Consider the following 25,275-nt stretch of genomic DNA (forward strand, 5'->3'; position numbering starts at 1 on the left):
CATGTTGAAATGATTATGCGACTATCGTCACCATTTTACTTATTCCTAGCGACACTGTTTATGGGCGCGCCAGTCTATGCGCAACAGGGCGAGGGAAAGCCAGAATTAAGTTATACAGGGTCTCTACAGACTAGTTACGAGCACCATAGCAACATCAGCGTGGTCGAACTTGATACCGCTATCAATGATAGTGACTCAGCGTTAGCACTCGATTTAAACCTCGATGCTAGCCTGCAACTAAACCAGCGAACCCGGGTGGATGCAGGGTATGGCTTAAGCGAACGTCAGTATACAGAGTACCCCAGCTATGATCTGCGGACTCATTTATTGTATGTCGACGCCAGCCATGATGTTGCCAGTGTGACCATAGGGGCGAATCACTATTATGCCGATGCGCTGTTGGCACGCGAGGGCTTTATGTCGCTAAACCAAAGCTCACTTTACGCGGCGCGACTGTTCGGTAATCAGTGGTATGTAAGAACGTCAGTGCTGCTTGCGCATAAACGGTTTGATGAACTAGCTGAACGCAGTGCAGATGCAACCGGTGTAATGGGTAATCTGTTCTGGTTCTCCAACGACGCTCAGCGTTTTGTTAGCCTGGGTCTGAGCCTGAACGATGAAGATGCGGTAGAAGACGAATTTAGTTATTCAGGTTGGGCATTGCGGCTCGGTGTTTCGCAGCGTATGACACTGTGGCAACGCGACGCTCGGTTGCAATTAAACGCGCGCTGGGTGGAACGCGACTACCAAGCAGAAAGTAGCTGGATAGAAGTCGTCAGAGAGGATACCCAACTGCTGGCAGAGGCACAGTTTAGTGTCGCACTTTTTGATTGGTTGTCAGCTGTGACTCAGTTAGAACGAGGCCGTTATCGCTCGACACTGCCAACAGCTGACTACGCAGAGACCCGCTTGGCAGTGGGTATGCGGGCTAGTTTCTAGGGTTGTCTGAGGAAGGCAAAGAAGACGGATGAAGCAGACCTGAGCCAACTATCGTGCTGTGTTCACCTGCATTCAAGCTAAAGGCTTTATCGATCAGCGCTGCGCGAGTTCGTGCTGGCGTGTGCTGCTGATTGCAGGCTGCAAACGCGGTTACCACAGGGGTGGCAAGTGAGGTCCCGGATTGCAATTGCCACTGGCCCTCTGCCGTGGGTAAGTCAATATTAACCCCCAGTGCACTGAAATCGAGATGAGAGCCTTGCACCGCCCAGGGGTAAACGCGACCACTGCGATCGATGGCCGTTACCGCAATCACATCAGGGTACGCTGCCGGATACTGGGGCGGCGCGTGCGGCCCCTGGTTACCCACTGCTGCAACCAGTGTGGTTCCATTGGCAGTCAGTTGCCTGACGGCCAGCTCCAGCAAGTTATTAGGCGGGCCGGCCAGACTTAAATTAATTACGCTAACCCCGCTTTCACTGAGCCAGTTTAGGCCAGTTAGCAAGTCAGTAATCCGGCTGCCCTGGTGGGTGCTCGCCTGTTGATAGAAAACTGCAGCCTGATATATATGAGCGTTGGGCAATAATGGTGCTAACCGATTCTCGGCATACCCTGTTAACAGGCCACTGACGGCGGTGCCATGTGAACTTGAAGCGATGCCATCTGAGTCGAGAAAAAGCTGCTGGTGGATACGTTTTTCAGTCATCGCTCGTTGGAAGATGGGATGACTGTCATCGGCCTGAGTATCGATAACGCCGACTTTAACCGGCAGATCACAGACTTCGGAAAGCGGCCTCGACAGTGCATCAGCCGCATCGTCACCGAAAAACCGAGAGCGTTGGGACTGGGAACTTTGCAACTGCGTACTTTGCAACTGATAGACGTGTTGCCGATCCAGCCGTGCCTGTAAAGGCTCTGGCAACATTGCTTCAAGCGCTGACTGGCTATCGAGATTCGTTGGTACGCGCAGAGTAAGTAATTGCTGATTGAGGCTACCCAGTAGTTGGCGGGACTGAACATAATCTAACAATGGGTTGTTAGTCCCTTCGAGGGCCTCAAATTCTTGTTCAGTGGTTAGTAACACCCATTCCTGCTGAACAATTCGCACAAAAGGTTCAATTTCTATTTCCTGAAAGCGGATCTGTCCGCGATTATCACGCACCTCTAGCTGCGTGGGTAACCTTGGTTGACGGATCTGCTGACCGGGCGCATGAGCAAGTCCCTGCAGGCGCTGTTCCATAGCCTCGAGAACCCTGCTTTGGGCCTGTTGTGCGACATCGGGCAATTGCCGTTCGACACGTTCAGCACGCCGAATGGCCTGTTCGGCACGCCGCTCCATCGCTCGTTCGGCCTGTTCATTCGGTGGCCGCGGGCGCTCAGGACGTTGCTGAGCAACAACGGCTGGGGTACTGAGTAGCACAGCCAGCATGAACACCAGACAAGAAGTCAATGTAGCGTATGATGCGGCGCGGCTTTTAACCATGGAACCAGCTCCTGAATAAAGTTATCTTTTGTTTGTGCTAACGTCTGAGCATACAGAATTATTCCTCTATGACGGAATAAACTGATGTGAGTATACGTTACCCATAGAGCAACAACTTGGAAAGGACTACTAGCAAGATGGCGCTACAAACAGAGTTGCTCAGTTTAATTCCAGCATTGCGGCGGTTCGCTTTTTCGTTAACTAATTCGCACGCTGACGCAGATGATCTGGTGCAGAATACCCTGGAACGAGTTTTAAAAGCGCCAGCGCCTGAGAACGTCGCACTGATTCGCTGGGCATTTCGCATTTGCCGTAATGTTTGGATTGACGAGTACCGTGCGCGAAAAGCACGGCAGCGCGCCGCCGAATTGCCGGAATCACTGACGGAATTACAGCAAAGGCATACCACCGATGGTGAGCAAGAGCTGGCGGTAAGGCTGGATAGCGTAGGCAAAGCGATGCAAAAGCTACCGCCTGAGCAGCATGAAGTATTGAGTCTGGTAGCGGTACAGGGATGCAGCTACAAAGAAGCGGCGCAAACCCTGGATATTCCCGTCGGCACAGTAATGAGTCGACTGGCCAGAGCGCGCGCGGCACTGGTTGTTTTGTTGGCGGATGAAAATGGGCCGTTACAAACATTGCAGCAGGTAACGACTTACAAAGGGGTACATTAAGTGAAGCATATCTCAGACGAAAAACTGTCGGCGTTTATTGATCAGGCCCTGTCGCCCGCCGAAATGGATGCTGTGCGTGAAGCCATCGCGGAGGATGAAGCCATCAGCGAACGATTGGCCGAACTGATGTATGTCGATGAGCAGGTGAAGGCGCATGCGCGACAAATCGAGGGCAGTGCTATGTCTGAACGGCTTCTTAAAGCAGGAGCAGGGCACCAGCCAGCAGCCACACAAGGCGAGGTTGTTCAGTTCAGAAAACGTTGGGCAATACCTTTGTCAGCGGTTGCCAGCGTAGTCTGTGTGGCTGTGTTGGTGGTTTTTATTCTGGGTCGTCAGCAGAGCGACTGGGAGTATACGGTAGAGCAACTAGCAACGGCGGAAAGCGGAGAAATGGTCGAAATGGAGAATGGTCAGGTCTTCATGAGCCATTTTAGTTTCTTTACCGGCGATGGGGCTTTTTGCCGTGCTTATCATGTCGGAGATGAGCAAATCACTGAAGGCCTTGCCTGCCGGCACGACGGCGAAGGCTGGTTAACTATGCATGAGTTTGAACGCATCAGAGCAGGCGAGGGCGATTATTCATTGGCGACAGGTGACATCAGCATTCAGCAGCGCATGCGTGAGCTGGGCGCCGGGCCGACCTTATCGCTTGAAGAAGAGCGTAATGCTTTGCGCCAATTGCAGGCAGATTAGTGCGTTAGTCGCTGCCCGGGTAAGGCACAAAGTCGTCTTCGTCGCCGGGCACCTTAGCAAAGCGTCCGGCTTTCCAGTCCTCGCGGGCCTGTTTTAAACGCTGGGTGCTGGAGGCTGCGAAATTCCAGTCCAGGTAACGTTTGCCGACCGAGCTGCCACCGAGCATAACCAAATGGCAATCGTCGCTGCACTGAAGTGACAATCCGCGGCGGGATAATACCACCAGTTGATTGGGCTGGACTTGCTGGGTACCAATGTTGGCCGCGCCGCTAAGCAGGTAAACCCCGACTTCGTCGTACTCCGGCAACTGAATGCTATCACCGGCTGACAATCGTGCTTCGGCAAACAAGGTTGGGTTAAAGGTTTTAACCGGTGAACGCAGCCCGTTGACCTCGCCGATAAGTACCTTGATACCCTCGTCGCTGGGGAGTTCATCGGCACTGTAGTGGTGGAACTCAGGAGCACATTGTTCCTCGGCGTCGGGCAATGCAAGCCACAGTTGAAGGCCATGCATACTGTGAGCCTGTTCTGTCAGCTCAGCCGGTTCCCGCTCTGAATGAACAATGCCGGAGCCCGCTACCATCAGATTGATCGCCCCCGGGGTAATCACCAGCTCACTGCCGAGGGAGTCGCGGTGCAGGATCTGACCATCAAACAAATAGGTAACCGTAGCCAGACCAATATGCGGATGCGGCGGCACGTTGACACCATGGCCCGGCTGGAAATCGGCTGGCCCCATGTGGTCGATAAAGATCCACGGCCCCAGACTACGTTGCTCGCGGGTTGGAATGGAACGGCGCACCACAAAGCCGCCCAGCTCAGTTTCCCGCGGCGTGATAACACGCCGCACTTCATCACTTCCAGACTGTGTGTCACAGGGTTGTTCAGCAGTTCGGGCCATATTGGTCATGGGGACTCCTTAAGGGACCTCTACACTCATCTCGGTAAAGTGTAGTTTGCCGCTAATGTAATTGCCCTGACGATAGCTGCCAATCCAAATATCATAGCGACCTTCGCCACTGGTGGCGAGGTCAAGCATTGGGTTCAGGGTGGAGCCATGGGCATCGTCATTGCAGTGCCAGCTACCGTCCGGTGTATTAATAACGATGGTGGCATCTTCTATTGGGTTGTCTGCAACGAAGTAAGCTTTCAGTCCTGCAGTAGAGCCGCTGAAATGCATACGGACGTCAGGGTTGGCAGCGGCGAACCCGGTGCAGCCAGAGCCGTCGATGGTCTCGCTGATATCGACATTACCGCCTGCAACCACCTCAATACTGTGCGGATCGGGGAGAAAAAAAGCGCTTAATTGATGGGTTCCGTATAAAGGGTCACCATTTAAGTTGAATGCGCCACTGGCCTCTGCTGTGGTTGTTTCTACACCTGCGGAATAGGCGGTAACGTTGCCGCTAAAAAAGTCACTTGGCTGATAGCCACCGACCCATACCTGGTAGTCGCCCGGCTGAGCCTGCTCAAGATAAAGTCCCGGATTCAAATTCCCCGCTTCGCGATCATCGTTGCAGTGCCAGCTATTATCAGGTGCCCGCACAACCATGGTCGCGTCTTTGGTGCTTTCGCTGGCATTAAACTCGATAGTCAGGCGTTCCGTGACTTCACGAAGAGTTAAAGTGGCGTCCGGGTTTTCTGCCGCATACCCAGTGCATAGCTCGCCGAGGTAACTGGCACTGCGGCTGCCCCCTGCGGTCAACGGTAAATTCAGTTGTGAACCGGCAAGAGTGTGTTGGCCATAGGTCGGCTCACCTTCCGGATTGAGGTGGTCGTCTGGGTTGTAGTAGTCATCCCAGCTGGTTAGTAAGTCATCGCTTTGCATAACCGCGAAGGCCAGTGGAATCGAAAGAATACTGCCAAGCCGCCCACCTGTGCGCTCTTCCATTGCGACCATGGTTGGGATGCCAATCACGCGGCCATCATTGGTTAATGCAATACCACCGCTGTTACCGGGCGACATTTCCGCGTTGGTCCGATACCAAGCAACCATGCGTTTTTGATTAAAATCAGTCATCTGCACAGAAGAAACGATACCAGCGGTGTAAACCAGCTCGTCACCAGCTAACCCTGGGTAGCCAAGCAAGGCGAGTGGTGTTCCGCGACTCAGTACGTCGTCGGCATCAATAAATTCGAGTTGTGGTAACTGATATTCCCAGGGGTTATCGCTAGTATTCAGCTGCTCTGCGGTGACCGTGCGGCCCTCTATATCTTCGTTGACTTCGTAAACCGCGAGGTCGTATTCAGCTGAAAATACTCGTAGTTCACCCCTGAATGTCGGTACCGCAGGTTCGTGCACATCTTTAAGAATAGCGATTTCTACACTGTCGTGGCCTTCGGTGACATGGCGGTTGGTGAACACCATCAGACGGCCCTGGTAAACCACCATGCTGCCTGAACCGGTCGAGTTTGGAGTGCGGATCTGAACCACCGCTTTTGACAGCGCGTTAATGTCTTGCTCGCTCTCCGGTGCAGCCAGAACCGGCGTTTTTGACGCAGGACTGGATTGTGCATACGCCGATGTCGTATAAAAGCAGACAAAAGTGGCGAAAAGAGCGCTGAGATAGATATATCGCATAAATAAACTTGGCAGGTGTAATGATAAGGTAAATGTACCGGATAACAGCCTTATAGCCAATAGCGAATCGGTTTGTAAGACTCAAGTCGAACGCCTGGATGATAGCAAGGTAACGGCGCTGCGCACTATGCTGTGGTGGATAGAGAGAGCATGTGCTTCAACTCAAGGATAAATCGTGAAATATACATATCCATCTTTTAGAGTCATTGTTGGATTTTTGATGTGCCCATTGCTGTCAGGGATGTTTTTATTCTTAACGGCTGACTTCTATAATTTTTTTTCTAATGGTACACCGACATTAATTCATGAGAGCGGTTTATTCGGGTTTTGGCTCTATTGTGTTCTCGGTATTTTTGGATTGCTACTTTTTGGGGTGCCTGCAGGGTTGTTGGGGGGTATTTATACACACCTGAAGCTTTACCGTAAGCTCGCTAGCTATGTTTTAGTTTTTTTTCTTGGTGGCGGAGGCGCTCATTTTTGGGCGTACCTTTTGTTCGCTTTACCCAGGTCTGATAGTGAAATTTCGGATCTTTTTGACTTTAGCACCCTTAATCACTTTTTATTTTTTGCATTAGGGGCATTTTCGTCCTTATTTGTAGCTTATTTTGTACTACCGAAACCACCTGTTGTACCACCGGAGAATGCGAAATAGCTAGTGATGCAGATTCGCGGTTACATCTGTGATGCGCGTACGATAGCTCCTATTTATTTTTACGATAGTTGGTTTTTCTCTTGTTTGCTAACGTCGTGGTTAGCGTTTCCGAAAGTCAGAGAGCCAAGCTTCAAGATGCTAGTATTCCAGCCTTGATAAGACTGCCTGAAGCTGAGAGTAACCAACCGCAGAATGAGGGCGGATCATGAGAACATTTGAGTATACTTGGAAAGCATTTTGGGTTAGACAGCTCAAGAATTATGCGCTTGTAGCTTTCATTTTTACGTATCTTTGGAATGCAGTAGCCATTGGTGAGTGGATCTATGCGTTATTTGACTCAACTGCAGTTGCAGGCTGTTTTCTGTATCTCAAAAGAGCAGGGGTGTAGTCCATGATTCCTAATTACCCATCTTGGAGAGTATTTATAGGGTTTTCGATCTGCCCAATTTTATCAGGATTTATTCTTTTTCTAGTGCCGGATTTTTATGATTTCTTTACCAATGGTCGCGCTACTGCAGTTCATCAATATGGATTTTGGGGTATATGGTTGTATTTTATCCTTGGGCTTTATGGCTTTCTATTTTTTGGGATTCCGGCCTCTTTTTTGGCTTGGCTTTATGTAAAGAATAAACTTTATAGAAAAGCGTCTAGTTATGCTCTCGTTTTCTTTTCGGGAGGCTTCGCAGCACATTTTTGGATGTTAATTTTATCTTCTTTAATGGGCACGGAGGTTTCATTTGAAAATATTTTTGATTTTTCTAGCTATAAGAGTTTTTTGTTTTTTTCTCTGGGAGCCTTTTCATCTGTTTTTATGGCCTGCTTGGTATTGCCTAAGAAGCCTTTCTGAGCTAGCTACTATCACTATTCTCTAACTCAGTGATTGTGGTATGGAGACTTTAGATTATGAATCCTGAATTCAACTATTAACTGCAACACCGACCCGCTCATAGCCTGTTGCAATTGCTCTTTAAAAATTGAACAAGCAGGGCTCGCAGTGGCTGTTATTCGACCATGGAGACCGTGCTGGATTGTGATTGAAGGCTCCGGTGTTCAGGCAGGTGACGATATTATTCTGCTGCCAGCCGGTGGCGTGGTGTTGAACGAAGTCTAAGAACCACAGAAGAAATTTATGGCTAACATTTGGTTATGAATTGAAAATTAAATTTGGATGCAAATTAATGAATTATTCAGAATCTCAAGGGGTAAACCATGACTGATTACACTTACCCGTCATGGAAGGTTTTTTTAATTATTATGAGTTCTCCGGCAATGGGTGGTGCAGGAATTATTGTTGTTTCAACGGCTTGGGATTTTATTAAAAAGGGGGAGCCGGTAGATGGGGGAGTATTCTTTGCTCTTCTATTTATGTTCTCTGTCGTAGGTTTTTTAATTTATTGCATCCCTATGTTAGCCATTTCGTTATTATGTGTCTCTCTTAAGATGAAGGGAAGACTCGTTAATTATCTATTTACCGCTTTACTAGGAGGAGTGACGGCTCTTTTTTGGGTGGGAGTGATTTTCTCCGGTGGAAAGCAGATAGTGGATACAGATAAGCCACTTTTTATTCAGTATTATTTCTTTTTAGCTGGTTTTCTTTCTTGCTTGTTAACGTCGTGGCTAGCGTTTCCTAAGGTGACAAAACAATCACCTAAAGACGGTAAGTCATCTTGAGGTGAGCTTCTATGAGATCTGAATTCAGATAGAAACTGCAAGACTCGCTCATAGATTATTGCATTAAAAGTGCCGAAGAAGCGCTCCGTAACGCTGCATTAGTGGCGGGAAATAACGCTGCCTACAACGCGGAAGACCCTAACTCCTTAGACCATCGTTATTTGCACCCGGAAGAGCGGGAGTTAGCCGAGCAACTGGCACAGGACAGTGACGGGCGCTTTACTGCGCAGGAAATGCTGGATACGCTGCGCCATGCGCGGTCCTCTGAGGCACCGGATTACCCGCAAGGCATGAGTAGCGAGGTACTTGATATCGAAAGAGCCACCGACGAAACGTTTCAGTATCTGGACGGCAGTGAAGGCCGGCTCTTGGTGACTCAAGGCGAAGACGGCAATGCCCGGTATATTGTGAAAGATATGAAGTCTATTCCGCTGAATGACGATGCGAAGGATTACATCACGCAACAGGACTTAGGGTACAGCTTTTATGAGCCGGCGGCGCGGATAGATGACCCATCCATACCTCGCGATACGTTAACAGGGAGGCCTCTAGATGACACAGGTCGTTATAAGGTTGGGTACAATGTGGATGGGAATATATATAGCGTGCCACATTATTCCTGTGCGACAGCCGATTGCTTGTCTCAGCAGATGAATGTTGATTGGAGTTCACCTGAAGGGCAGGCCTATCGCAATGCACTTACCGCACAGGGCCTTGATGACCTTTCTAGTGCAGCGAATCTAGGGCTTTTAATCTCTCCGGTTGGGCCTTGGGCCTTCGTGCTAAGTACTACCGCTACAGTAGCTGGGGGTGGCTCCGCATATATGAATGGTGAACTGATTAACGAGACGGCGGAATTTGGTATGTCGAGTCTCCACGGGAAAGCGCTAGTAGAAATGCTTGGTAAGCGCTCTGGTGTAAGAGTCAATACGCTACTTGACTTATCAGGGTATCATGATAACACCACAGACTTTATTCCTGATGATTCTACCGTGCGCGAGGGTTTAAATAATTATTTGAATGGTGACGATGATGAAGGCAATTGACTTTATTTGGCCAGATAAGTGGATCTCTTTTAATTTTCGGGTGTTGGTAGTTATATTTGCATGGATTCTATGGGTTGTGGTTTTTTATTTAAAGTATTTTGTCTTTCATGCTAGTGGTGTGCTTCAGTTTGTTGGAATTATTCCTATATTAATTATTTGGACTTACTTGTTCGATAAGGATATCCCTATGGCTCCAGTAAATATAGAGTTTAATGACGGGAATATCGGTATTCAGATCGTTCGAAGTGTGGTTTTTTGGATGGCCGTAGTTGGATTTATTGGTATTCTTTTCATTGGTGACTGGTAAACGATAGCGAAGATAGATAAACGGGCTAATACCGTCTCGGTCAGACGGTATTAGCCTTGCAAACTGCCTTGACCTTTGCGCCACTAGCCAGCACGTCATGGACATTTAACAGTGTTTTGGGCTCAACTGCGAGTGGCACAAATGTCGCCGCGAATAACTTTTATTACGATGAGAATAAGTCGGTGGGGCAGGCAGTTGTAGTTGGCGGGTTTTTCGCTATACCAGCAACTGCTGCAGCGAATTGGATTCCAAGCTCACTGAGAGGCATGCCTTCATCAGTTGATGTTCCGTACTTCCAGACTCCGGCAACTATTGCAATACCATTGCCTGCAGCCACTACCGTTGGTAAGAGCGCGGAAACTGTGATTCAGAATATCCCGGCACTCTTGCGAATGCCTGAAACGCAACCTCACCCGACTGAGAATGGAAACGGTTAGCAATGACAAAAAACAGGTACACCTGGAAAGCGTTTTGGATTAGAAATTTGAAAACATATGGTCCTGTTATACCTGCGACTATTGTTTTGTGGGACATTGTTGAATATGGTCGAATAGTGCATGAGTATTTTGGTTGGGCCTTCGAGGGATATGGCCCGCCCCAGCAGCGTTGGTATAGGATACTTGCCAGCGGATTTTTCTTAGCGTTGTTATTTGCAACATTTATCGATGCAATCAGTACCTGGCATTACTTAAAGAATCCAGATGAAATTCCGAAGGGCGATGATGAAGATAATTGATTTTATCTGGCTTGGAAAGTGGACTTCCCTCAATAGCTGGGTCGTACTGGTTGGCGCTCCCAGCGCATTCGATATCGCTGGTCAAAAGGTTCAATCAAGTTTTTACTGACACTGTTCAATTTTTCACGGATAGTTCAGAGTTCTTAAACCCTATTCGACTAATGCCAACAGGAAAGACACAAAAAAATCAGGGATGTACATTATGAAAAACTTCTATCCGTACTGGAAAGTGATTATATCATTTACATTGTGTCCTGCAGTTGCTGGCTATTTTCTGGGTACCTATATAATGATAACCAGTTTGGTTTTCCATGAAGGGTATGAAAGTTTAGACAATGTGTTAGATATGATTTTGATTATAGTGTTCGTTCCATTTCTTATTTCACTGGGCGCCTTTGCTATTTTTTGCGTTCCTGCTTTTATTGCTGCCGCTATATACGCCACCTTCAGGTTGAGAAAATCCTGGTATAGTTTCGCGTTTATCTTGATCATCGGTGGGTTGGCCGCGCATTTTTGGCTGCCCGTTATCTGGAGCCTTGATTATATATCGTGGGAGCTGACCTACATTTTTAATATGTATTCCGTGTTAGGTTCGGTGTCTTCCCTATTTGTGGCGTATTTTGCTTTACCAAATAAAACGGCTGTGCCACCGGCGAGATTACTTTAAGCACTATTGCGACAGAAAGTCGGGGGGTAACCTGTGAAAGAGGAAATCTACCCTTCGCTAAAGGCCTTTCTAATCCTGAACTTGAATATTAACAGCAGTACCCGCGCATGCTTGTTGCAAGGTTTTTAGAAAGTACAGAAGAAGCGGTCCGTAACGCCGCATTGGTGTAGGGAAATAACGCTGCTGACAACGCCGAGGACCCTGACTCCTTAGACCATCGTTATTTGCATCCGGAAGAGCGGGAGTTAGCTGAGCAATTGGCAAAGGACAGTGACGGCTGCTTTATCACGAAGGAAGTGCTGGATGCGCTGCGTCATGCCGGTGCATTATAAGCAGAATATTGGCTTGGGGTGCATGGCAACGCATCTTGGCTAACATTTGGTGCGGGTGCTCTTACATTCCCATCAACGTACAATCCGTTTACCAGCTCAGAAATATACGAATGGCGTAGCGAGGCAGCTAACGAGCTTATGAATGCTGGTTTTGACAATTTTAAAGCTTTGTACAACCAGGATGTTACTGACCCGGTGGCCTGGGATATTAATCAATTAAGAAATGAGCAACAGGTCTTGCAGCCAGTGCATAAAAAATACTTGGGGGATCGAAGCGTCTTTATCGGTCTTAGTAACTTCTTTACAGATAGTGAAGCAGCATGGAATCCAGTTAGACTTTTACCAACTGCTCAAGACCAAACTATAGAAGGGGGTATTGATATTTTGAATTATGAGTCAACAGTACGGTTTGGTTGTAAGCTTCTAGGTCATTCAGAGACCCAAGGGTGTCGGCCATGAGTTATACTCATTACCCCTATAAAAGGGTGATTGTTTTTTTTACATTAATTCCTGCTATAGTCGGTATTTGTTGGGTTTTTTTTGCAGGGATAATTACTCTTTTTGAAAAGGATACAAATGTTTCCTCGGTCACCTTTGTGTTTAGTTTTTCTGCTTTAATGGGTATTTCTGGGTTTTTACTTTTTTGCTTTCCAGCCTTTATCGCTGGAGTCTTTTACTCAGTATTAAAACTTCACAAAACATGGTTTAGCTACTTGTTAGTTACATTCACTGGTGGCTTTGTTGCTCATTTGTGGCTCGCTATCATTTGGGGCGATGTATATGTGGAGTGGAAGCTAACCAACGTTTTTCATATATTCTTTGCATTAGCTTCTTTATCTTCCTTGCTTATGGCCTATTTTGTTTTACCTAAAAAACATGTGATGGTGCCAGAGGAATCAGATGAGGAGCAAAAGCGTAAGTCATGAGGCTGTAATCATCACTTTTAGCACACATTGACTGTAATACTTATATCCGGGGGCCATTTGCTGGTCATTCAGCCAGACGTATTTTTTAATGAGCAATTGCAACGAGCTATGAGCGGGTGTTGGAGTTTATAGGTGAATTCGGGTTATATTACAGTGGATATGATATCTTGAGCGTTTATACTTGCGGTTAAAAGCACTAAGTCTGACGGTGGATCATGATTACTTTTGAAGATATTGAGGATTTTTCAAGTTTTATTGCGACGACACCTGAAGAACTACCTAGTCGTGTATTGTACATTTTAGAGCAGGGATTAGGAGGGTATCGGCGTGGTGATTATTTGACCGCGCTTGAAAAGGGTGCTGAGTGGTTATTCGAATATACATCGAAGCATCAACCACTGACAGGCGATATTTTATCAAAAGGTAAATTGTTTCTGTATGGAAGACCAGCGGAGCGTTGGGATAAAACTAATCCCAACGACGATTATTATTTTAATTGCGGGCTAGAAATTAATAATTTCATCTTGGGGGTATACCGAAGCCCCATAGGGAGAAATCCGGATGATGCTAACTACAGAGATAACATTGAAAAAGGCAACGTAAATTTAACAAAAAAATGGGGAAAGCCTACTGTTTGCGAAGAACGGCATTTAAGCTTGCCTTTCGAAATTAGCCAATCCTACTACGGTCGCTTTGATGGATTGAATATACCTGAGTCTCCAGCACAAGGTATTTATACGAGATTGTTGCCATTTCCTATCAAGAGGCCGTGGCAGTCGATTGACGGATACTTAAGTAAATTACGTCTGAAAAAGAAACTTGAACTGTTACATGAATGGTTTCCTGATTGTCAGCCTAAGCGTAAATCTGACCCATACAATAAACTTATGATATTTCTTGATACTCGTCCCACACTAAGTGGTAAAGAAGGCGACGTTTTCTTTGTGAAAAACCATATTCAGGATGGCGTCATCTACTACATCCGTGATGGTGATATTGATAATCTAATGGTGCTGATTGAACCAGTAGAAGCCATCGACAAATACTGTCACCATGTACTAATGCGTAGAGAAGGGCGATTTGATTTCATGCCATATGCTAGTAGATTCGAAGGGTAGTAAATGAGGAACTTCATGGAGGCGAGCCAGGTTTCTCCATAGATGAACGTGTTGCTAGTTTACCAAGGTCATGAGGACAGACCGACAGCAGCAACCAGAGCATCGGGGTCAATGCCAGTGTCGGGCTAAGTGATGCTGCCGACGCGGGGGATCCGAGCCAAAGTGACGCCGAGTTAGCGCTTAACAGCAGCAACTACACCGCCCAGAACGAAAGCAGTCAGAGCCTGGATAAAACCCTGGCCGCTATTGGCGAGGTCGACCACCAATTGCTGAGTGAAGAGGGCAGAAAGCAGATAGCGTAAGATGGCAAATGTACCCAAGTCCTCGGCAGTGCATCCATGGGTATCATCGAGAGCAGTGTGTCGCTCATCGGTATCGGGGATGGTGAAAGCTATGTGCGCGAACACATCGGCAATACGCAGGACTACTTCACGCCCTCTGGCGCGAACATTCAGGTTAGTACTTGTTCTGAATTCGGAAAGGCCAAGGATGCAAGGAGATTAGAATGAAAAAAGCAGAACTGATTAAGTATTTTAAAAATCGCTATCCGGCGGTGAATGAGGGAGGAGGAGATTGGCGGTTTACCCTCAAAGATGATGACGTGGGTTATGCTCATATGCGTCCCAAACTACGTGGCAGAACCCGGAAAGAAATTGTCGGTGTTAGTTTAGTTATGGCACCTCGGTGGTATAGAACTTTGATGAGTGCTCTTCTTGCAAAGGAAGCTGGCTTCCTGTTTAGTACCGGCGATGGCAATGTCTTCATTGAGACGGAGGGTGAAATCACAGAAGCGCATTTAGCAGAGCTAACGCAGATGGCACTGGACTGGTTTCATCAGTGTAATACTGAGGAGGTTATTGCGCCGGAGTTAAAGCGTAAATACGAGATTTATAATCGCCCAGGTGGTTGGCAGTATACTCATATTATCGCCTGTATCGTTAAAGGCGACGTCGAGAAGCTGCAAAGCTACTTAGACGCGTTCAAGCGTGGCGACCGAATGGAATTCATTCCTCTCATTCAGCAAGAATACTTTGAGCGAGCGATTCCGCTGGCAGAAAAGTACCGTTCAGGTGAGCTAATCTCTCCGGTCCGGTTTTAGCCCAGTCCCCTTCTGCAATTGCCTCCGCTATAACGGATAGTTTTACTTGCTACTTTAAAAGCGCGATATTTCGTTGCCCTACCACCGTTAGGTGGCGTTCTATCTTGAGCCTATAACTAACATTAATCTGGGGCGTTAATGGTTGGATTAGGCGAGGCGGATATGGATCTCCTTTTAGTCAATAAAGGTCTGTAAGGAATATGGAAGTTTGTTTTGATTTGATCATTCCAGAAGTTTTAACGAATGAAGGATCTCTGTTGAGTGAGGAGCTTATTGGTTGGGGTGATGAGCAATTTAGTCAAGATCCACCTAAGTATAAGGGGATAGGGAGTGTCACTTTTACCAGGCGACCCATACCAGAGCATATAACTCGGTATCTTCCAAAAGATTTGGATGTGTCTGATTGGATTTATCTCTCTCTTGAACAGGAGGCTCTTGGTGCTTGGGAAGATGCAATTAATCGAGGTGATGGAGTAATGGCCGAAGTGCCTCTTAAGCAGTTTCTTTCTCAACTACTGAAAAAATTAGATAACTGGGCGATTGTATTCGAGCTTAATTGTGACCAAATTGATGAGGTTTACCGGTTATCGTCTTCAGGTTTGCTAAGAAAAATTGAAGAGACTCTGAATTGGAATAACGATCCTGAAGGGTTTATTGCTTGGTATAAATCGAATTGATCAAACCCTGATTCGCCGAGACCAGACTCTCTCAATGTAGAATGCATTGTTAACGGGGAAGTTTTTACACGTGAATTCCGAAATGCTCCTGGAGGTTAATTTGTGAATATTATTGAATCTCAAAATCGTATATTAGATGAACTGTGTAGAATAATGCATATGAGTGCAGAAACGGGCTATGAGAAACTTAGTTGCCGTTTTTACTTTAGTAGCTCATCAGACGGAAGCATATCGATTGGCTCAAAGTTTTCTTACACCAGACATGGCGAAGAAAAATCGGCAGCTTTAGCTTATCCTGAAAGTAAAAAAATAGGTGCTCTTGTTTCTACGTTACATGAAGAGATGAAAAAACATACGAGTGGCGACTGGTACGCGTTCATTTTGACCATTGGTGAAGATGGCAAAGCCAAAGTTGATTTTGAGTATAAGAAAAAGTAGCCGTATCGCTCACAAATCGAAGATAGGGCTTATATAGACAATACCGTCAATGAGTTTGTTAACGACTTCTATTCTGGCAATCTGGGCAGCAGTGGTGGGTACCCGGTTGCGGATGAACCACCCATCACGGCAATGCCTAATCCAATATCCAGTGCGCCGGGCGCGACGGAATTGGATAATACACCTCCTGACATAGGAGAGTATGGGGGCGGGTACGAGCCGGGTGAGCGACGGTGTAAGCTTAGACGTCATAACTATAATGGTGATTAAATGGATTTATTAAAAGAAAAAATTAATAAGATTTCCGATGTGGAAGATGGCTTCTGCTTAACCGTTCTTGACTTTCCAAGTTCTAAGTCTCTTAAGTACTTTCTGGATGATTCATATCGTTACGTTTGGGTAATTCGACATTTCATACATGATATGCGTGGTTATCAGGCAGAGAAAAAGGACCCTTGGTTTGATCTATGCTTACCATTGTCTGCAGTTACTGAGCCTAACAAAGTTAAAGTAAGAGACATGGGGGTTTCTTTTGATTTCATTATGAGTACAGGGGAATTTAAAGAGGCATTAAAAAACGAGTCTTTCCACCGTAGTGCCGGTATTAGATGCGTCCAAATGAATTCGCTTCCCCCTCATTACTTTAAACTTAATGAATTTAAGGGGAAAGAATTATTCAAGCAGTTAAGCATGATAGATACTAATTTTCTGGCTGATTTTCCAGGTTCGGATTACGGAAGGATATTTCATTCTAAAAAAGACGTTATGGAAAAATTCCTGCATAATCCTAGCATTGATTTAAATAATCTACCGTGACTACGATAGATCTTATCACGACCGCAAAAGCTTAGGAATCCGTTGGTGCGGAAGCTTAATCGTATTAGCAGCGGGAGTGATCGTAACTACTGTATTGATTATCTTTATTAACATAAAGGGCCTTACAAGGAATAGTAGCGTTGAATACAGAAAGAAGACAACTTATTAAGTCTGGATTTAATAGGTTTTACTCAGAAGGTTTTACGAAATGGTCTGAAGAGAATGTAAAGAAAATATTCGATGGCGAATTGGGAAGCGATGAGGTTGGTTTTTTACAATCCTTGGAGGACAAAGGGTATATTAAATTAGTGGGTGAGGCTGATTGTTTTGTTCTTATCTTAAATAAAATTGATGAGCTATAGGAATGGTGACCGACCGCACGTCACTGGGTCAAGATTCAAATTTCCGAGAGGCTGATGGTTATATGATTGATTTATGCTCACAGTACCAAAGTACATTGATTTATTCATGCTTGGAGAATTTCAATGTTGTAGATGCTATGGGCGGATATGCGGGAGGGCAGTACGCTAAGGATAATAGCCTTTGGTGGGCTGCGTCCGTTGAATTCCTATACAGAAACTTGAAATCAGGTTTGTTAGAAGTCGATACCTGTCCTGACGGACTCAGTTATGAAGGACCTGAAAATTTGTGCAGGCATTATATGAACCTAGGGCCAAGTCAGAATGATAGATCGATGTATATTTATTTTGTTGCTTCCAAAGCTTTGATGCAACTAGTTTCTAAGTACTCGATGATGGATTGGAAGTGTGTGAATACTCGGCTTAATAGAGCGTTTTTTGAGGTGGTATTGCACATCTACGCGGAGGGCGATGTTGAATTTAATAAAAAGCTATTATTAAGTAGTTAGCGGTGAACATTATGATGGACGAAAGCAATTCCTCCCGTGAGAAGTGTGATGGATTAGACCGCGCTGCTTGGATCCGGAGCAAATTGATGAGAACAGATGATTTAGTTAAGACTCTTATCGAGCTAGGCTGGTTCTGTAGTAAAGACGAAGTCGGCGATGTCTTCTGCTTGACCAAAATCGATGACAGAATAATACAGATTATACCGTCACTATCTAAACGTTCGGATCATTTCCGAGTTTCACTTGCGCCCTCCATTTCGACTGAAAAATTCTCAGATGCAGTTTCGTTTATTATAGGTCGAGATGTGGAATTTGAACCAATTGTGGTTAGTAATTTTCCTGTCAAAAAAATAAAGCATCCCGATCAGAGTGATATTGATAAATTATCTAAAGAGGCAATTGAATGGGCCTTATCTCAAAATATAATTGAAGCTTTAGAAAATTATAGAAATATGCCAACGAACGCAAAAGGGGCAAGGCCATTGAGGCACCTGGCGTCGTTATCCGTATTTGATGACGTATATTCATTGCAACGTTATAAAGACAGCTTTGAAAAAGGAGATAGGCTTGACTTTGTACCATATATTACTGTTGATATGATATCGCGGGCGCTAATGTTTACCGGTAAGGAAATAGAATCCTGAACTAAGAGGGGTAATATGAGAAAGACTACATACGGAAAAAATCGATCCTGAATTCAACTATCAAGTAAGTCATGCCTAAATTAGCCACTGCGGCCAATCCGGAGGAGCCAAGCCAGAGTTATGCCGAAGGCCAGCAAGGGATAGACGGGACGCTTGCCGCAACGATGAACCGTGGTGAACAAGCCTATTCGAAGAATGAGCGCGAGCAGCCGTTTGGGTATGATGTCGATCTGGATAGTGCGATAGACTTTTTGCAAAGCGAGCGAGCCTCTGCGTATACAGGGTTGGGGCTGGACCTGAGTGCCGCGGAAGGTGGGTGATATGAATAGCATGCAGAGAAAGATTTTGTTAGATATAAAATCGGAATTGGAATATGAAAACAGTTCTTTATTGGGCAAATTCGATGAACTGGTTACCAACGGGGATGCTAAAGTAGCTTTCACTTGGCTTAATGAGCAAGCTAGAGCGGGAAAATTACCTGAGTCAGTTAAAAGCTATATGACAGATCTGTATTATTCGGTGAGATAAGATGTTTAATATTTGTGTCAATCAAGTTTTGGCAGCTTGAGTAAGTTGTCTCCGGCTACGAAACACCAGATGGGAGCCCAATTTATCAAAAATGAGGGGACTTGGGTTGGAGAGAGGCCAAACGTTGTCTGAGGCGGGTTACCCAAATAGTATTCCGGTGGTGATTAGACGAGAGCCGGGACTAGGGGCTTAGAATGAAAAAAGCAGAAATGATTAAGTACCTAAAGAGTAAATATAAAGCTGAGAAGTTTGGTAGTGACTGGGAGTTTACTCTTAAAGACAGTGACAGTGACGAGGGCGAACTCGCAGTTATGGTAGGACTAAGCGGAACCCCTCAACGTCAACTGTTGTTGGCCTTGCCTTCGATGAATGTACCGTGGCACAGGAAGTTGTACCTGGAGTTATTTCAGGGTAAAGATGGGTTTGTCCGCCCTTTTTCTGTTGGAAAGCAGTATCACTATTATTCCGACAGTGGGATTTTGGAAGAAGAGCATATTGATATGATGATTGATTATTGCTTCGAATGGTTCAAAGAACAGATACAGCCAGATGTCATTGCTGCAAACATAACACAGTGTTATGAAAAGAATGTTTGTTTACCGCCTGCAAGGTGGCAGTTTACTCATATTATCGCCTGTGTCCTTAAAGGCGACGTCGAGAAGCTGCAAAGCTACTTAGACGCCTTCAAACGCGGTGATCGCATGGAATTCATTCCTATCATTCAACAAGAGTATTTCGAGCGAGCGATTCCGCTGGCAGAGAAGTACCGTTCAGGTGAGTTGGTGTCTCCGGTAGACTTTTAATTACTGAATACAGAATCTTTTAACCTGAATTCAACTATTACCTAGCTGATGGCCAGCAAGGCATAGATGATACGTTCGCCGCCGCGCGGCGAGGGAATAGCGGCTCCAATATAACCCGTTCCTCCGATAGCGATCTGTTTGATGGTGGTCGGGAAAGTGATTTCTATCACACGAACCCTCATGGAGAATTCTCGCGCCCTGGTAACTTAGATGTTGGTGGAACTGTCCCAACCACTAGTATTGCAAGCCCGTTAACTGGAGAAGACCGTACAAACTTTAAACATTATGAGGTCTTGGCTTAGATCCCTCTCAGTGGCACTCGCCGCCCAGCTCACCGGAATGCGGCTAACAATAATTACGCCGAGTTGTTGTCAGACAGTCAATTCCGCCAACTGACGGATGATATGTTCGGTACATATGTACTTCGTCATATGCAATCAGGTTCTGGTGTTCGCTTGCTTAATCCACCAGGAACCGAATGGCATCATTCGACCGACAGTCCCGGAGTAATGCAACTTCTTCAGCGAACCGAGCATAGAAATCCTTTGCTTCAAGACGCGTTACATTGGGGATCAAATAGACAAGGTGGCTACGGTCTTAGCTATGGGAGTAGTAAATGAGTTTACGTGAGATACGACAATCCAGCCAGCGAGTAGCGAAAGCTTTGGGTTATCCAACTAACCCCAATTTACCCCTGCTCGAACCGGTAGAACGTTTGCGACCTATCGATGCCCTGGTTAATCGAACGCTGTGCTTACATGCGTCTGTGGCCTGCTCTTATGGTTTCCAAAAGGACAGGGCGGTGGAGTGGTTGAAGCAAGAGGGAATTTACGGTTATCTTGCAGGTTCAGAGGTTCGGTACCTGCAAGGTAAGTCTGACGGAAATAAACCCCTATTCCAGTGGCAGGTAGAATCCCTATGGGTAATGACGTGGATAACTAGTTTCCACGATAATTTGGATTTTTCTGATTCATGTTCGGACGGCCTAAGCTCACTTCTTCCTGACTTAAAGGAAGGGGCTCCCTCGATTGAGTTTAAAGAAGCTGCGGCGGCAAGGAAAGTAGAGGAAGTAGTCGCGTCCTTGGACCTTGCATATTGCCTGCATTGGGCGATTAGGGATGCAGAACTGGCAGGGAGACCTATGCCTGGTAAGGTCCCACCATTAGTTATACGTGAGCGTCGGCGTGCGCTAGAATGGGTTGTATCAAACGAGGACTGGGATGACATTGTTCTCGATACATAGTTATCTCCCGTCAAATGGGGAAGACTAGGCCAGCAGCCTGATTGAAAATGGATTTGAACCATGATGATGAGTGGCGCGACTTAATGCCGTCATGGATAAAAGAAAGCATTCCAGAGCTGACCAAAGAGCAATCCCATAAGCTACTTGCAGAAACCACACAAAGTCAATGGGATTCTCTGCCATGGGAATTCTTGTCTTGGCTGGATGCGATCCGAGATAGAGGGTGGCTGTGGTGGGGTTACAGAACTTTTGGCTCTGAAGCCATTATCGTAGTAAATATAGGGATGATTCCTGAGCGGATTGATGCTTTCAAGCAGTTGTTGAGGTCGTCAGGAATAGATATTATCGGCGAAAATTATCCAGGTCTCCCGTGATCTAGCGATTAATTTTTTAGCTTTTTATTGAGTTGTTCATTCAACGGGTAAGGTCGTTCATTGGGTAGCAATCGCTGGGCGTTATCTAATTGGTTGGCCTTAATAAATGAATATATCTCTGATGCGAGCAGGGTAACGTCAGTAATGTTCTGAATCCACTTGTTAACATAGAGTGGTACAGCTTCATTAGATAGCCCGATCTGTATAGCTCGGTGTTTCAATGGTTGTAAATGCAAATCCCGTTCGGGGTCCCATTGGATGCGAACGGGAGTGTTTCTTTTAACTTTTTGCCATTCTTCCTTGTCGGTGTAGTTCTTGGCTTCATGGCTAAGTAAACTGTGCTCAAGCGCCCAATCAAATCCTTCTCTTAAAATATCAATGGCTAAAATACGTTTTTGGCCACTATCTTTTTTCCCCCAGCCAGAGCGGTACATCATCCAAAGAAACGATGGTTTAATCCAGGTCATACGGTCCATCTTAAAAGGAGGAGAAACAAAAGTTCCGTGTTCTAGCGCGGAACTCGCAATAGCATCGCTATACGCTTGGTAAACACGAATCGTTTTATCGTCATAGACAGCGCGAACTTGTTGATGGGGAATGTTCATGATAATCCCCTCGCACTTTGCCGAACAATTAAAGCTTCCAGCATCTCGGAAATAAGCTCTTGTTTACTCGGGGGCATCGAGCCAGTCTGTTCTATCTGTTGTTGTAGCCTGGAGTTGGGGTAACGCTGTTCCAAGGCTTTGTAAAAGATCTTGTCAGAAGCTGTCATCTTGGTGTCCTAATCGAATACCAGGGTCATAGCTTACCTCTGGGTGGAGTTGCTGTGCAATGAATACCTGTCGGCGGAAAACCTAGATGCGATGAGCTTCTGGTGTGCCGGTTTTAGAAACGCCACGTTGTTCACGGAGCTCGATTTACGATCCCAGGCTCTTTTGTCCCAAGACTAACCAACGCCCGAGTGAATAAGTGAGAATAGAAATGGCTATTAAAATTAATGATATTGTTTGACCTACCCCCCAAGAATAGAACGAGTATATTGATGACTTACCTAAGTCCACTGTACCTTTTAGAATCGTGGATGGAGATTCGTGATGAAATTAATTGAATTTAGAAATGATGAAGTGTCTCTTTCAATGAGCGTAAGTGAGTTTAACTTCCTCAGAGAAGCTCTTAGAGAGCTTCCTCAGGCGGTGAGTAGAGAAAAACTCCCAACATTGACAGGATTCACTCACGAACAAGTTAAAAAAATGAAGACTCAGTTGAGAGGTATTGCGGAAGAGATAAACGTTGATTTGTAGGTCTATTAGCACATTTAGTGGGCAGTCAGGGGTGTGCAATGTATTGCTCTTTTCTGTTCAGTGTTGTGGCATATTAAACCCGAACACCACCGCTGGACTCGGTAGAGCGTTAACGTCCTACGGATGATCTGAGCCCCCTCGGAACAGGTGAATGAGGATGGGTGACGTAATTAATATGGAATTCAGGGGTGATTAACAATGTCAGTAGATAAATTTAAGACAGAAATATTTGATGTTTTTTTGTACTTTTGTGCAGATAACGTTGATGTTAATGTAAGTTTTTATTCTGAAAGTGATTTTGGAAATTCAGTAGCACAAGTTAAATCAAATTTAGGGGAGTTTAAGATTACCCGTGAAAGAGGTTTAACATTCGTGGATGTAATGATTCCTGAGAAGGGGTACGTGCGTGCGGAAGAATTTAACAGAGCAGTTCTGCTGCTGCAGAAAAGAGGAAATTGGACTTTGTTGGAACAGTTTCAGCTGCTTGCGTCGAACCTGCCTCTTTTCCCGTCGCAAGGCGGTTAAGGAAACTAGTAACTCTGAATATTAATAACAGATGACATTAAACCTGAACTCCACTACTAACTGTAAAGCCAGCTCATAGCTCGTTGCAATTGTTCTTTGAAAACTGAATAAAAAACAGCAGTGGCCGCTACTCGGGTACTGAAACGGTGGTCAGCAGTATCACCGGTGGTACGGTCAATATTAATGTGGACGGTCATACTCAGGTCACCGGCAGTTTAGACGTTGCCGGTTTAACCAACCGCAGCCACAGCAGCAACTACACGTACCAGAACGAAAACAGTTAGAGCCTGGACAAAACGCTGGCTACCCTCGGTGAGGGTATTATCACGGTGGGCGGTGAAGCCACCTACTCGTATAATGAATTGGCAAAGAGAAAACGAGCGAATGGTCGTTGGTTACAAGATAAATTTGGAAGAGCTGCTCCTCCGAGATCGTTCTGCGTTACATTCAGTGAGTGATTCTAATAATGGGCCTTTCAAAAATATGGGACATTCAAAAATCAAGGTATGGAGAATAGAGTGAAGAAATTTCAATGTCCTGTATGCGGCTATCCAGAGTTAAAGGTAGAGCCTTACAGTTTCGGGTTAGGTTCGACAGAATTCTGCCAATGTTGTGGATTTCAATTTGGAGTAACAGATGATGATTATAAAGTTTCTCATGAGGAATGGAGGAAAGTTTGGATAGCAAGAGGATGTCCATGGTTTAGTGTTGGCCAAGATGCTCCTCGTGATTGGGATGCTTATACACAGTTACGCTCTGTTTCAAATGAAGAGTAATGCTGCCTGAATTCAACTATTAACTGTGACGGTACCCCAGGGGGATAGCGCCGGTAGCTAAAGGACTAAAAAGCTTATTAGTAATGTGAAACGGTATGCAAGAGGAAAGGTATTTTGATCTCGGCTAATGACAAAATGGTAGATGCCATATCTAGTATTGAGTTTGATATAGTAAAGCTACCAAAAAAATTAAATCGAATTATCGCAAAGGGTTTTGTTATTAAATTCGAGTGTGTGTTTCTACGCGCTTTGTATGCTATGGGCCGTGTTGGGAGAGAGGATTTCCCTGATGGTACGGGCTATGAGTGTTTCGTAAACCACATTCATATGGATGACTATGTTGATAGCGACTTTTTGTTGTATTCATTAAACTTTGTAGATACGTTGCTCTCTGTCTGGCGTGACTTTGATAAGGAGAATATTATCAGGGCGATTATTTCATGTGACGATTATGGAGCTGTCGTGAGGTTTCATCTTTTGAGAGATAATGAAGCATGGCTTAGTGATGATTTGGAAGGCTTTATTCAGCCTGTTCTCTATATCGATTCGTGTCACTCTGTGGAGGAGCTTATTTCATTCTGCCGTCGACGCGCAGGAGACAGTAATTGAAAATAAGTATCTTTTTGCTGGTGCGCGCTCACTTTAACTGTATGCAAAGGTAGAAAAGCCCAAGTTGACTTTTTAGTGCCCAGGTAGATAGCTACCAAATGAATAGTAGAAAGCTACGGAACATGGTCAATATAATAGATACAGTTATGTTTATGGTGATTTCAAAATGGATTTGAACCATAGTTTTTTTGAAAGAGTAAACTCTGAGTATAGTGCGTTTCTCTTGGCGTCTGCTAAGGAAAAGCAACTATATTATAGCGATTTAAGCCATGGCTATATGTCTTTTGGCTTGCGTAATCTGGGTTATGACTGCAAGTCCCTGAAGGATTGCGGTGATTTGCTAGTAGATGTTCAGCAAATTTTAAATGACGAAAATTTTTTATTTACTACTTGTTTTGTCGTTATTGCATGTGAGAAAAGTACTTTTGCGTCAAATTTTGATGAGTATGTTATCGATGATTTCGTTTCGCCTACTCTCTACTTGTATTTAGACGACTTCACTAGTTTTTCTGGTGATGATCTTAATTTTTTGAAGATCTTTTCAGAAGATGATGTGGTCTACTACTACGTCTCAAGGGTAATCCCAGAGATTGGTGAAGCCGACAACTTCGTTCTAGTTACGAAGGGTAATTTCAAAGACCTACCAGATTTAAGTTACGGCTGAAATATGGTTCCAATAAGGCGTTATACGAGAATCGCCACTAGTTCGCTACACACTCAGGAGCCGTTCTTATGTTCCTTCATTTGTACCC

The 25,275-nt window shown here is 45.4% G+C and carries 37 protein-coding genes; 31 read left to right on the forward strand and 6 right to left on the reverse strand.

Annotated features, from left to right (window positions below; translation table 11 throughout):
* Window positions 1-15 precede the first annotated feature (15 nt).
* Window positions 16-939, forward strand: a complete 924-nt coding sequence (locus CWE14_RS11495) for a surface lipoprotein assembly modifier (protein WP_157981816.1) — start codon at window positions 16-18, stop codon at window positions 937-939.
* On the opposite strand, the gene CWE14_RS11500 is transcribed toward CWE14_RS11495, so the two are convergent.
* Entirely contained in the window at window positions 929-2,419 is a 1,491-nt protein-coding gene (locus tag CWE14_RS11500; protein WP_126799502.1) for a S8 family serine peptidase, read from the reverse strand. The genes CWE14_RS11495 and CWE14_RS11500 overlap by 11 nt on opposite strands.
* A gap of 137 nt (window positions 2,420-2,556) precedes the next feature.
* Here CWE14_RS11500 and CWE14_RS11505 point away from each other — a divergent pair, with 137 nt between their 5' ends.
* Both CWE14_RS11505 and CWE14_RS11510 read left to right on the forward strand, forming a co-directional pair.
* A complete protein-coding gene (locus CWE14_RS11505) occupies window positions 2,557-3,093 on the forward strand; it encodes an RNA polymerase sigma factor (protein ID WP_126799503.1) in 537 nt (178 codons plus the stop codon).
* On the forward strand, window positions 3,094-3,786 hold the full coding sequence (locus CWE14_RS11510; protein ID WP_126799504.1) for an anti-sigma factor family protein: 693 nt from the start codon (window positions 3,094-3,096) through the stop codon (window positions 3,784-3,786).
* Between the two features lie 4 nt (window positions 3,787-3,790).
* On the opposite strand, the gene CWE14_RS11515 is transcribed toward CWE14_RS11510, so the two are convergent.
* Window positions 3,791-4,696 (reverse strand): pirin family protein, encoded by a 906-nt coding sequence (locus CWE14_RS11515; RefSeq protein ID WP_126799505.1) that lies wholly within the window; start codon window positions 4,694-4,696, stop codon window positions 3,791-3,793.
* Window positions 4,697-4,705: 9 nt separating this feature from the next.
* On the reverse strand, window positions 4,706-6,367 hold the full coding sequence (locus tag CWE14_RS11520; RefSeq protein WP_126799506.1) for a S1 family peptidase: 1,662 nt from the start codon (window positions 6,365-6,367) through the stop codon (window positions 4,706-4,708).
* 175 nt (window positions 6,368-6,542) lie between these two features.
* Here CWE14_RS11520 and CWE14_RS11525 point away from each other — a divergent pair, with 175 nt between their 5' ends.
* The 10 genes from CWE14_RS11525 (at window position 6,543) to CWE14_RS11570 (ending at window position 13,822) form a co-directional block, all read left to right on the forward strand.
* Window positions 6,543-7,019 carry a hypothetical protein gene (locus CWE14_RS11525; RefSeq protein ID WP_126799507.1) on the forward strand — a complete coding sequence of 159 codons (477 nt, stop codon included), beginning with the start codon at window positions 6,543-6,545 and terminating at the stop codon, window positions 7,017-7,019.
* A gap of 391 nt (window positions 7,020-7,410) precedes the next feature.
* A complete protein-coding gene (locus tag CWE14_RS11530) occupies window positions 7,411-7,866 on the forward strand; it encodes a hypothetical protein (RefSeq protein ID WP_126799508.1) in 456 nt (151 codons plus the stop codon).
* A gap of 362 nt (window positions 7,867-8,228) precedes the next feature.
* A complete protein-coding gene (locus tag CWE14_RS11535; protein WP_126799509.1) occupies window positions 8,229-8,690 on the forward strand; it encodes a hypothetical protein in 462 nt (153 codons plus the stop codon).
* 101 nt (window positions 8,691-8,791) lie between these two features.
* The gene (locus CWE14_RS11540; protein ID WP_126799510.1) at window positions 8,792-9,736 is read left to right on the forward strand and encodes a hypothetical protein; all 945 of its coding nucleotides are present in this window, start codon (window positions 8,792-8,794) and stop codon (window positions 9,734-9,736) included.
* The gene (locus CWE14_RS11545; RefSeq protein ID WP_126799511.1) at window positions 9,723-10,043 is read left to right on the forward strand and encodes a hypothetical protein; all 321 of its coding nucleotides are present in this window, start codon (window positions 9,723-9,725) and stop codon (window positions 10,041-10,043) included. Before CWE14_RS11540 ends, CWE14_RS11545 begins: the two co-directional genes overlap by 14 nt.
* Window positions 10,044-10,482: 439 nt before the next feature.
* Complete coding sequence (locus CWE14_RS11550; protein ID WP_126799512.1) at window positions 10,483-10,779, forward strand: hypothetical protein; 297 nt, start codon at window positions 10,483-10,485, stop codon at window positions 10,777-10,779.
* 202 nt (window positions 10,780-10,981) lie between these two features.
* Window positions 10,982-11,446 (forward strand): hypothetical protein, encoded by a 465-nt coding sequence (locus CWE14_RS11555; protein ID WP_126799513.1) that lies wholly within the window; start codon window positions 10,982-10,984, stop codon window positions 11,444-11,446.
* Window positions 11,447-11,916: 470 nt separating this feature from the next.
* Window positions 11,917-12,237 carry a hypothetical protein gene (locus CWE14_RS11560; protein WP_126799514.1) on the forward strand — a complete coding sequence of 107 codons (321 nt, stop codon included), beginning with the start codon at window positions 11,917-11,919 and terminating at the stop codon, window positions 12,235-12,237.
* The gene (locus CWE14_RS11565) at window positions 12,234-12,704 is read left to right on the forward strand and encodes a hypothetical protein (RefSeq protein ID WP_126799515.1); all 471 of its coding nucleotides are present in this window, start codon (window positions 12,234-12,236) and stop codon (window positions 12,702-12,704) included. Before CWE14_RS11560 ends, CWE14_RS11565 begins: the two co-directional genes overlap by 4 nt.
* Window positions 12,705-12,919: 215 nt before the next feature.
* The gene (locus CWE14_RS11570; protein WP_126799516.1) at window positions 12,920-13,822 is read left to right on the forward strand and encodes a hypothetical protein; all 903 of its coding nucleotides are present in this window, start codon (window positions 12,920-12,922) and stop codon (window positions 13,820-13,822) included.
* Between the two features lie 173 nt (window positions 13,823-13,995).
* On the opposite strand, the gene CWE14_RS11575 is transcribed toward CWE14_RS11570, so the two are convergent.
* Window positions 13,996-14,229, reverse strand: coding sequence for a hypothetical protein (locus tag CWE14_RS11575; protein WP_126799517.1), 234 nt, complete (start codon window positions 14,227-14,229; stop codon window positions 13,996-13,998).
* A gap of 98 nt (window positions 14,230-14,327) precedes the next feature.
* On the opposite strand from CWE14_RS11575, the gene CWE14_RS11580 reads away from it, so the two are divergent.
* From CWE14_RS11580 to CWE14_RS11625, 10 genes are all read left to right on the forward strand, one after another.
* Window positions 14,328-14,921, forward strand: coding sequence for a DUF6990 domain-containing protein (locus tag CWE14_RS11580; protein WP_126799518.1), 594 nt, complete (start codon window positions 14,328-14,330; stop codon window positions 14,919-14,921).
* A gap of 200 nt (window positions 14,922-15,121) precedes the next feature.
* Window positions 15,122-15,598: a hypothetical protein gene (locus CWE14_RS11585; RefSeq protein WP_126799519.1), complete on the forward strand. Its 477-nt coding sequence runs from the start codon at window positions 15,122-15,124 to the stop codon at window positions 15,596-15,598.
* Window positions 15,599-15,700: 102 nt separating this feature from the next.
* Window positions 15,701-16,036 (forward strand): immunity protein YezG family protein, encoded by a 336-nt coding sequence (locus CWE14_RS11590; protein ID WP_126799520.1) that lies wholly within the window; start codon window positions 15,701-15,703, stop codon window positions 16,034-16,036.
* 270 nt (window positions 16,037-16,306) lie between these two features.
* Window positions 16,307-16,852 (forward strand): hypothetical protein, encoded by a 546-nt coding sequence (locus CWE14_RS11595; RefSeq protein ID WP_126799521.1) that lies wholly within the window; start codon window positions 16,307-16,309, stop codon window positions 16,850-16,852.
* Between the two features lie 140 nt (window positions 16,853-16,992).
* The gene (locus CWE14_RS11600) at window positions 16,993-17,214 is read left to right on the forward strand and encodes a hypothetical protein (RefSeq protein ID WP_126799522.1); all 222 of its coding nucleotides are present in this window, start codon (window positions 16,993-16,995) and stop codon (window positions 17,212-17,214) included.
* Window positions 17,215-17,216: 2 nt separating this feature from the next.
* A complete protein-coding gene (locus tag CWE14_RS11605) occupies window positions 17,217-17,720 on the forward strand; it encodes a hypothetical protein (RefSeq protein ID WP_126799523.1) in 504 nt (167 codons plus the stop codon).
* Window positions 17,721-17,731: 11 nt separating this feature from the next.
* Window positions 17,732-18,364, forward strand: coding sequence for a DUF6990 domain-containing protein (locus CWE14_RS11610; protein WP_198676587.1), 633 nt, complete (start codon window positions 17,732-17,734; stop codon window positions 18,362-18,364).
* Between the two features lie 71 nt (window positions 18,365-18,435).
* Window positions 18,436-18,684 (forward strand): hypothetical protein, encoded by a 249-nt coding sequence (locus tag CWE14_RS11615; protein ID WP_126799524.1) that lies wholly within the window; start codon window positions 18,436-18,438, stop codon window positions 18,682-18,684.
* A 1-nt stretch (window position 18,685) separates the two neighbouring features.
* The gene (locus tag CWE14_RS11620) at window positions 18,686-18,892 is read left to right on the forward strand and encodes a hypothetical protein (protein WP_126799525.1); all 207 of its coding nucleotides are present in this window, start codon (window positions 18,686-18,688) and stop codon (window positions 18,890-18,892) included.
* A gap of 194 nt (window positions 18,893-19,086) precedes the next feature.
* On the forward strand, window positions 19,087-19,695 hold the full coding sequence (locus CWE14_RS11625) for a DUF6990 domain-containing protein (protein ID WP_126799526.1): 609 nt from the start codon (window positions 19,087-19,089) through the stop codon (window positions 19,693-19,695).
* Between the two features lie 41 nt (window positions 19,696-19,736).
* Here CWE14_RS11625 and CWE14_RS14845 read toward each other — a convergent pair whose 3' ends face one another.
* Window positions 19,737-19,865, reverse strand: coding sequence for a hypothetical protein (locus CWE14_RS14845; protein WP_275065558.1), 129 nt, complete (start codon window positions 19,863-19,865; stop codon window positions 19,737-19,739).
* Between the two features lie 446 nt (window positions 19,866-20,311).
* Here CWE14_RS14845 and CWE14_RS11630 point away from each other — a divergent pair, with 446 nt between their 5' ends.
* Together CWE14_RS11630 and CWE14_RS11635 are read left to right on the forward strand one after the other, a co-directional pair.
* Window positions 20,312-20,938: a DUF4272 domain-containing protein gene (locus CWE14_RS11630; RefSeq protein ID WP_126799527.1), complete on the forward strand. Its 627-nt coding sequence runs from the start codon at window positions 20,312-20,314 to the stop codon at window positions 20,936-20,938.
* A 41-nt stretch (window positions 20,939-20,979) separates the two neighbouring features.
* Window positions 20,980-21,312, forward strand: coding sequence for a hypothetical protein (locus CWE14_RS11635; protein ID WP_126799528.1), 333 nt, complete (start codon window positions 20,980-20,982; stop codon window positions 21,310-21,312).
* An 8-nt stretch (window positions 21,313-21,320) separates the two neighbouring features.
* On the opposite strand, the gene CWE14_RS11640 is transcribed toward CWE14_RS11635, so the two are convergent.
* Window positions 21,321-21,917 (reverse strand): DUF4291 domain-containing protein, encoded by a 597-nt coding sequence (locus CWE14_RS11640; RefSeq protein ID WP_198676588.1) that lies wholly within the window; start codon window positions 21,915-21,917, stop codon window positions 21,321-21,323.
* A gap of 489 nt (window positions 21,918-22,406) precedes the next feature.
* Between CWE14_RS11640 and CWE14_RS11645 the strand changes: the two genes are divergently transcribed.
* The 6 genes from CWE14_RS11645 to CWE14_RS11665 all read left to right on the forward strand — a co-directional run bounded on the left by CWE14_RS11645 (window position 22,407) and on the right by CWE14_RS11665 (window position 25,187).
* Window positions 22,407-22,613, forward strand: a complete 207-nt coding sequence (locus CWE14_RS11645; RefSeq protein ID WP_126799530.1) for a hypothetical protein — start codon at window positions 22,407-22,409, stop codon at window positions 22,611-22,613.
* A 198-nt stretch (window positions 22,614-22,811) separates the two neighbouring features.
* On the forward strand, window positions 22,812-23,138 hold the full coding sequence (locus tag CWE14_RS11650; RefSeq protein WP_126799531.1) for a hypothetical protein: 327 nt from the start codon (window positions 22,812-22,814) through the stop codon (window positions 23,136-23,138).
* 146 nt (window positions 23,139-23,284) lie between these two features.
* Window positions 23,285-23,422, forward strand: coding sequence for a hypothetical protein (locus tag CWE14_RS14720; protein WP_157981817.1), 138 nt, complete (start codon window positions 23,285-23,287; stop codon window positions 23,420-23,422).
* Window positions 23,423-23,656: 234 nt separating this feature from the next.
* On the forward strand, window positions 23,657-23,914 hold the full coding sequence (locus tag CWE14_RS11655; RefSeq protein ID WP_198676589.1) for a hypothetical protein: 258 nt from the start codon (window positions 23,657-23,659) through the stop codon (window positions 23,912-23,914).
* A 114-nt stretch (window positions 23,915-24,028) separates the two neighbouring features.
* Window positions 24,029-24,523: a beta/alpha barrel domain-containing protein gene (locus CWE14_RS11660; RefSeq protein ID WP_126799533.1), complete on the forward strand. Its 495-nt coding sequence runs from the start codon at window positions 24,029-24,031 to the stop codon at window positions 24,521-24,523.
* Between the two features lie 166 nt (window positions 24,524-24,689).
* Window positions 24,690-25,187 carry a hypothetical protein gene (locus CWE14_RS11665; protein WP_126799534.1) on the forward strand — a complete coding sequence of 166 codons (498 nt, stop codon included), beginning with the start codon at window positions 24,690-24,692 and terminating at the stop codon, window positions 25,185-25,187.
* Window positions 25,188-25,275: the final 88 nt, after the last annotated feature.

The sequence above is a fragment of the Aliidiomarina soli genome (assembly GCF_003986975.1).
GTDB lineage: Bacteria > Pseudomonadota > Gammaproteobacteria > Enterobacterales > Alteromonadaceae > Aliidiomarina > Aliidiomarina soli.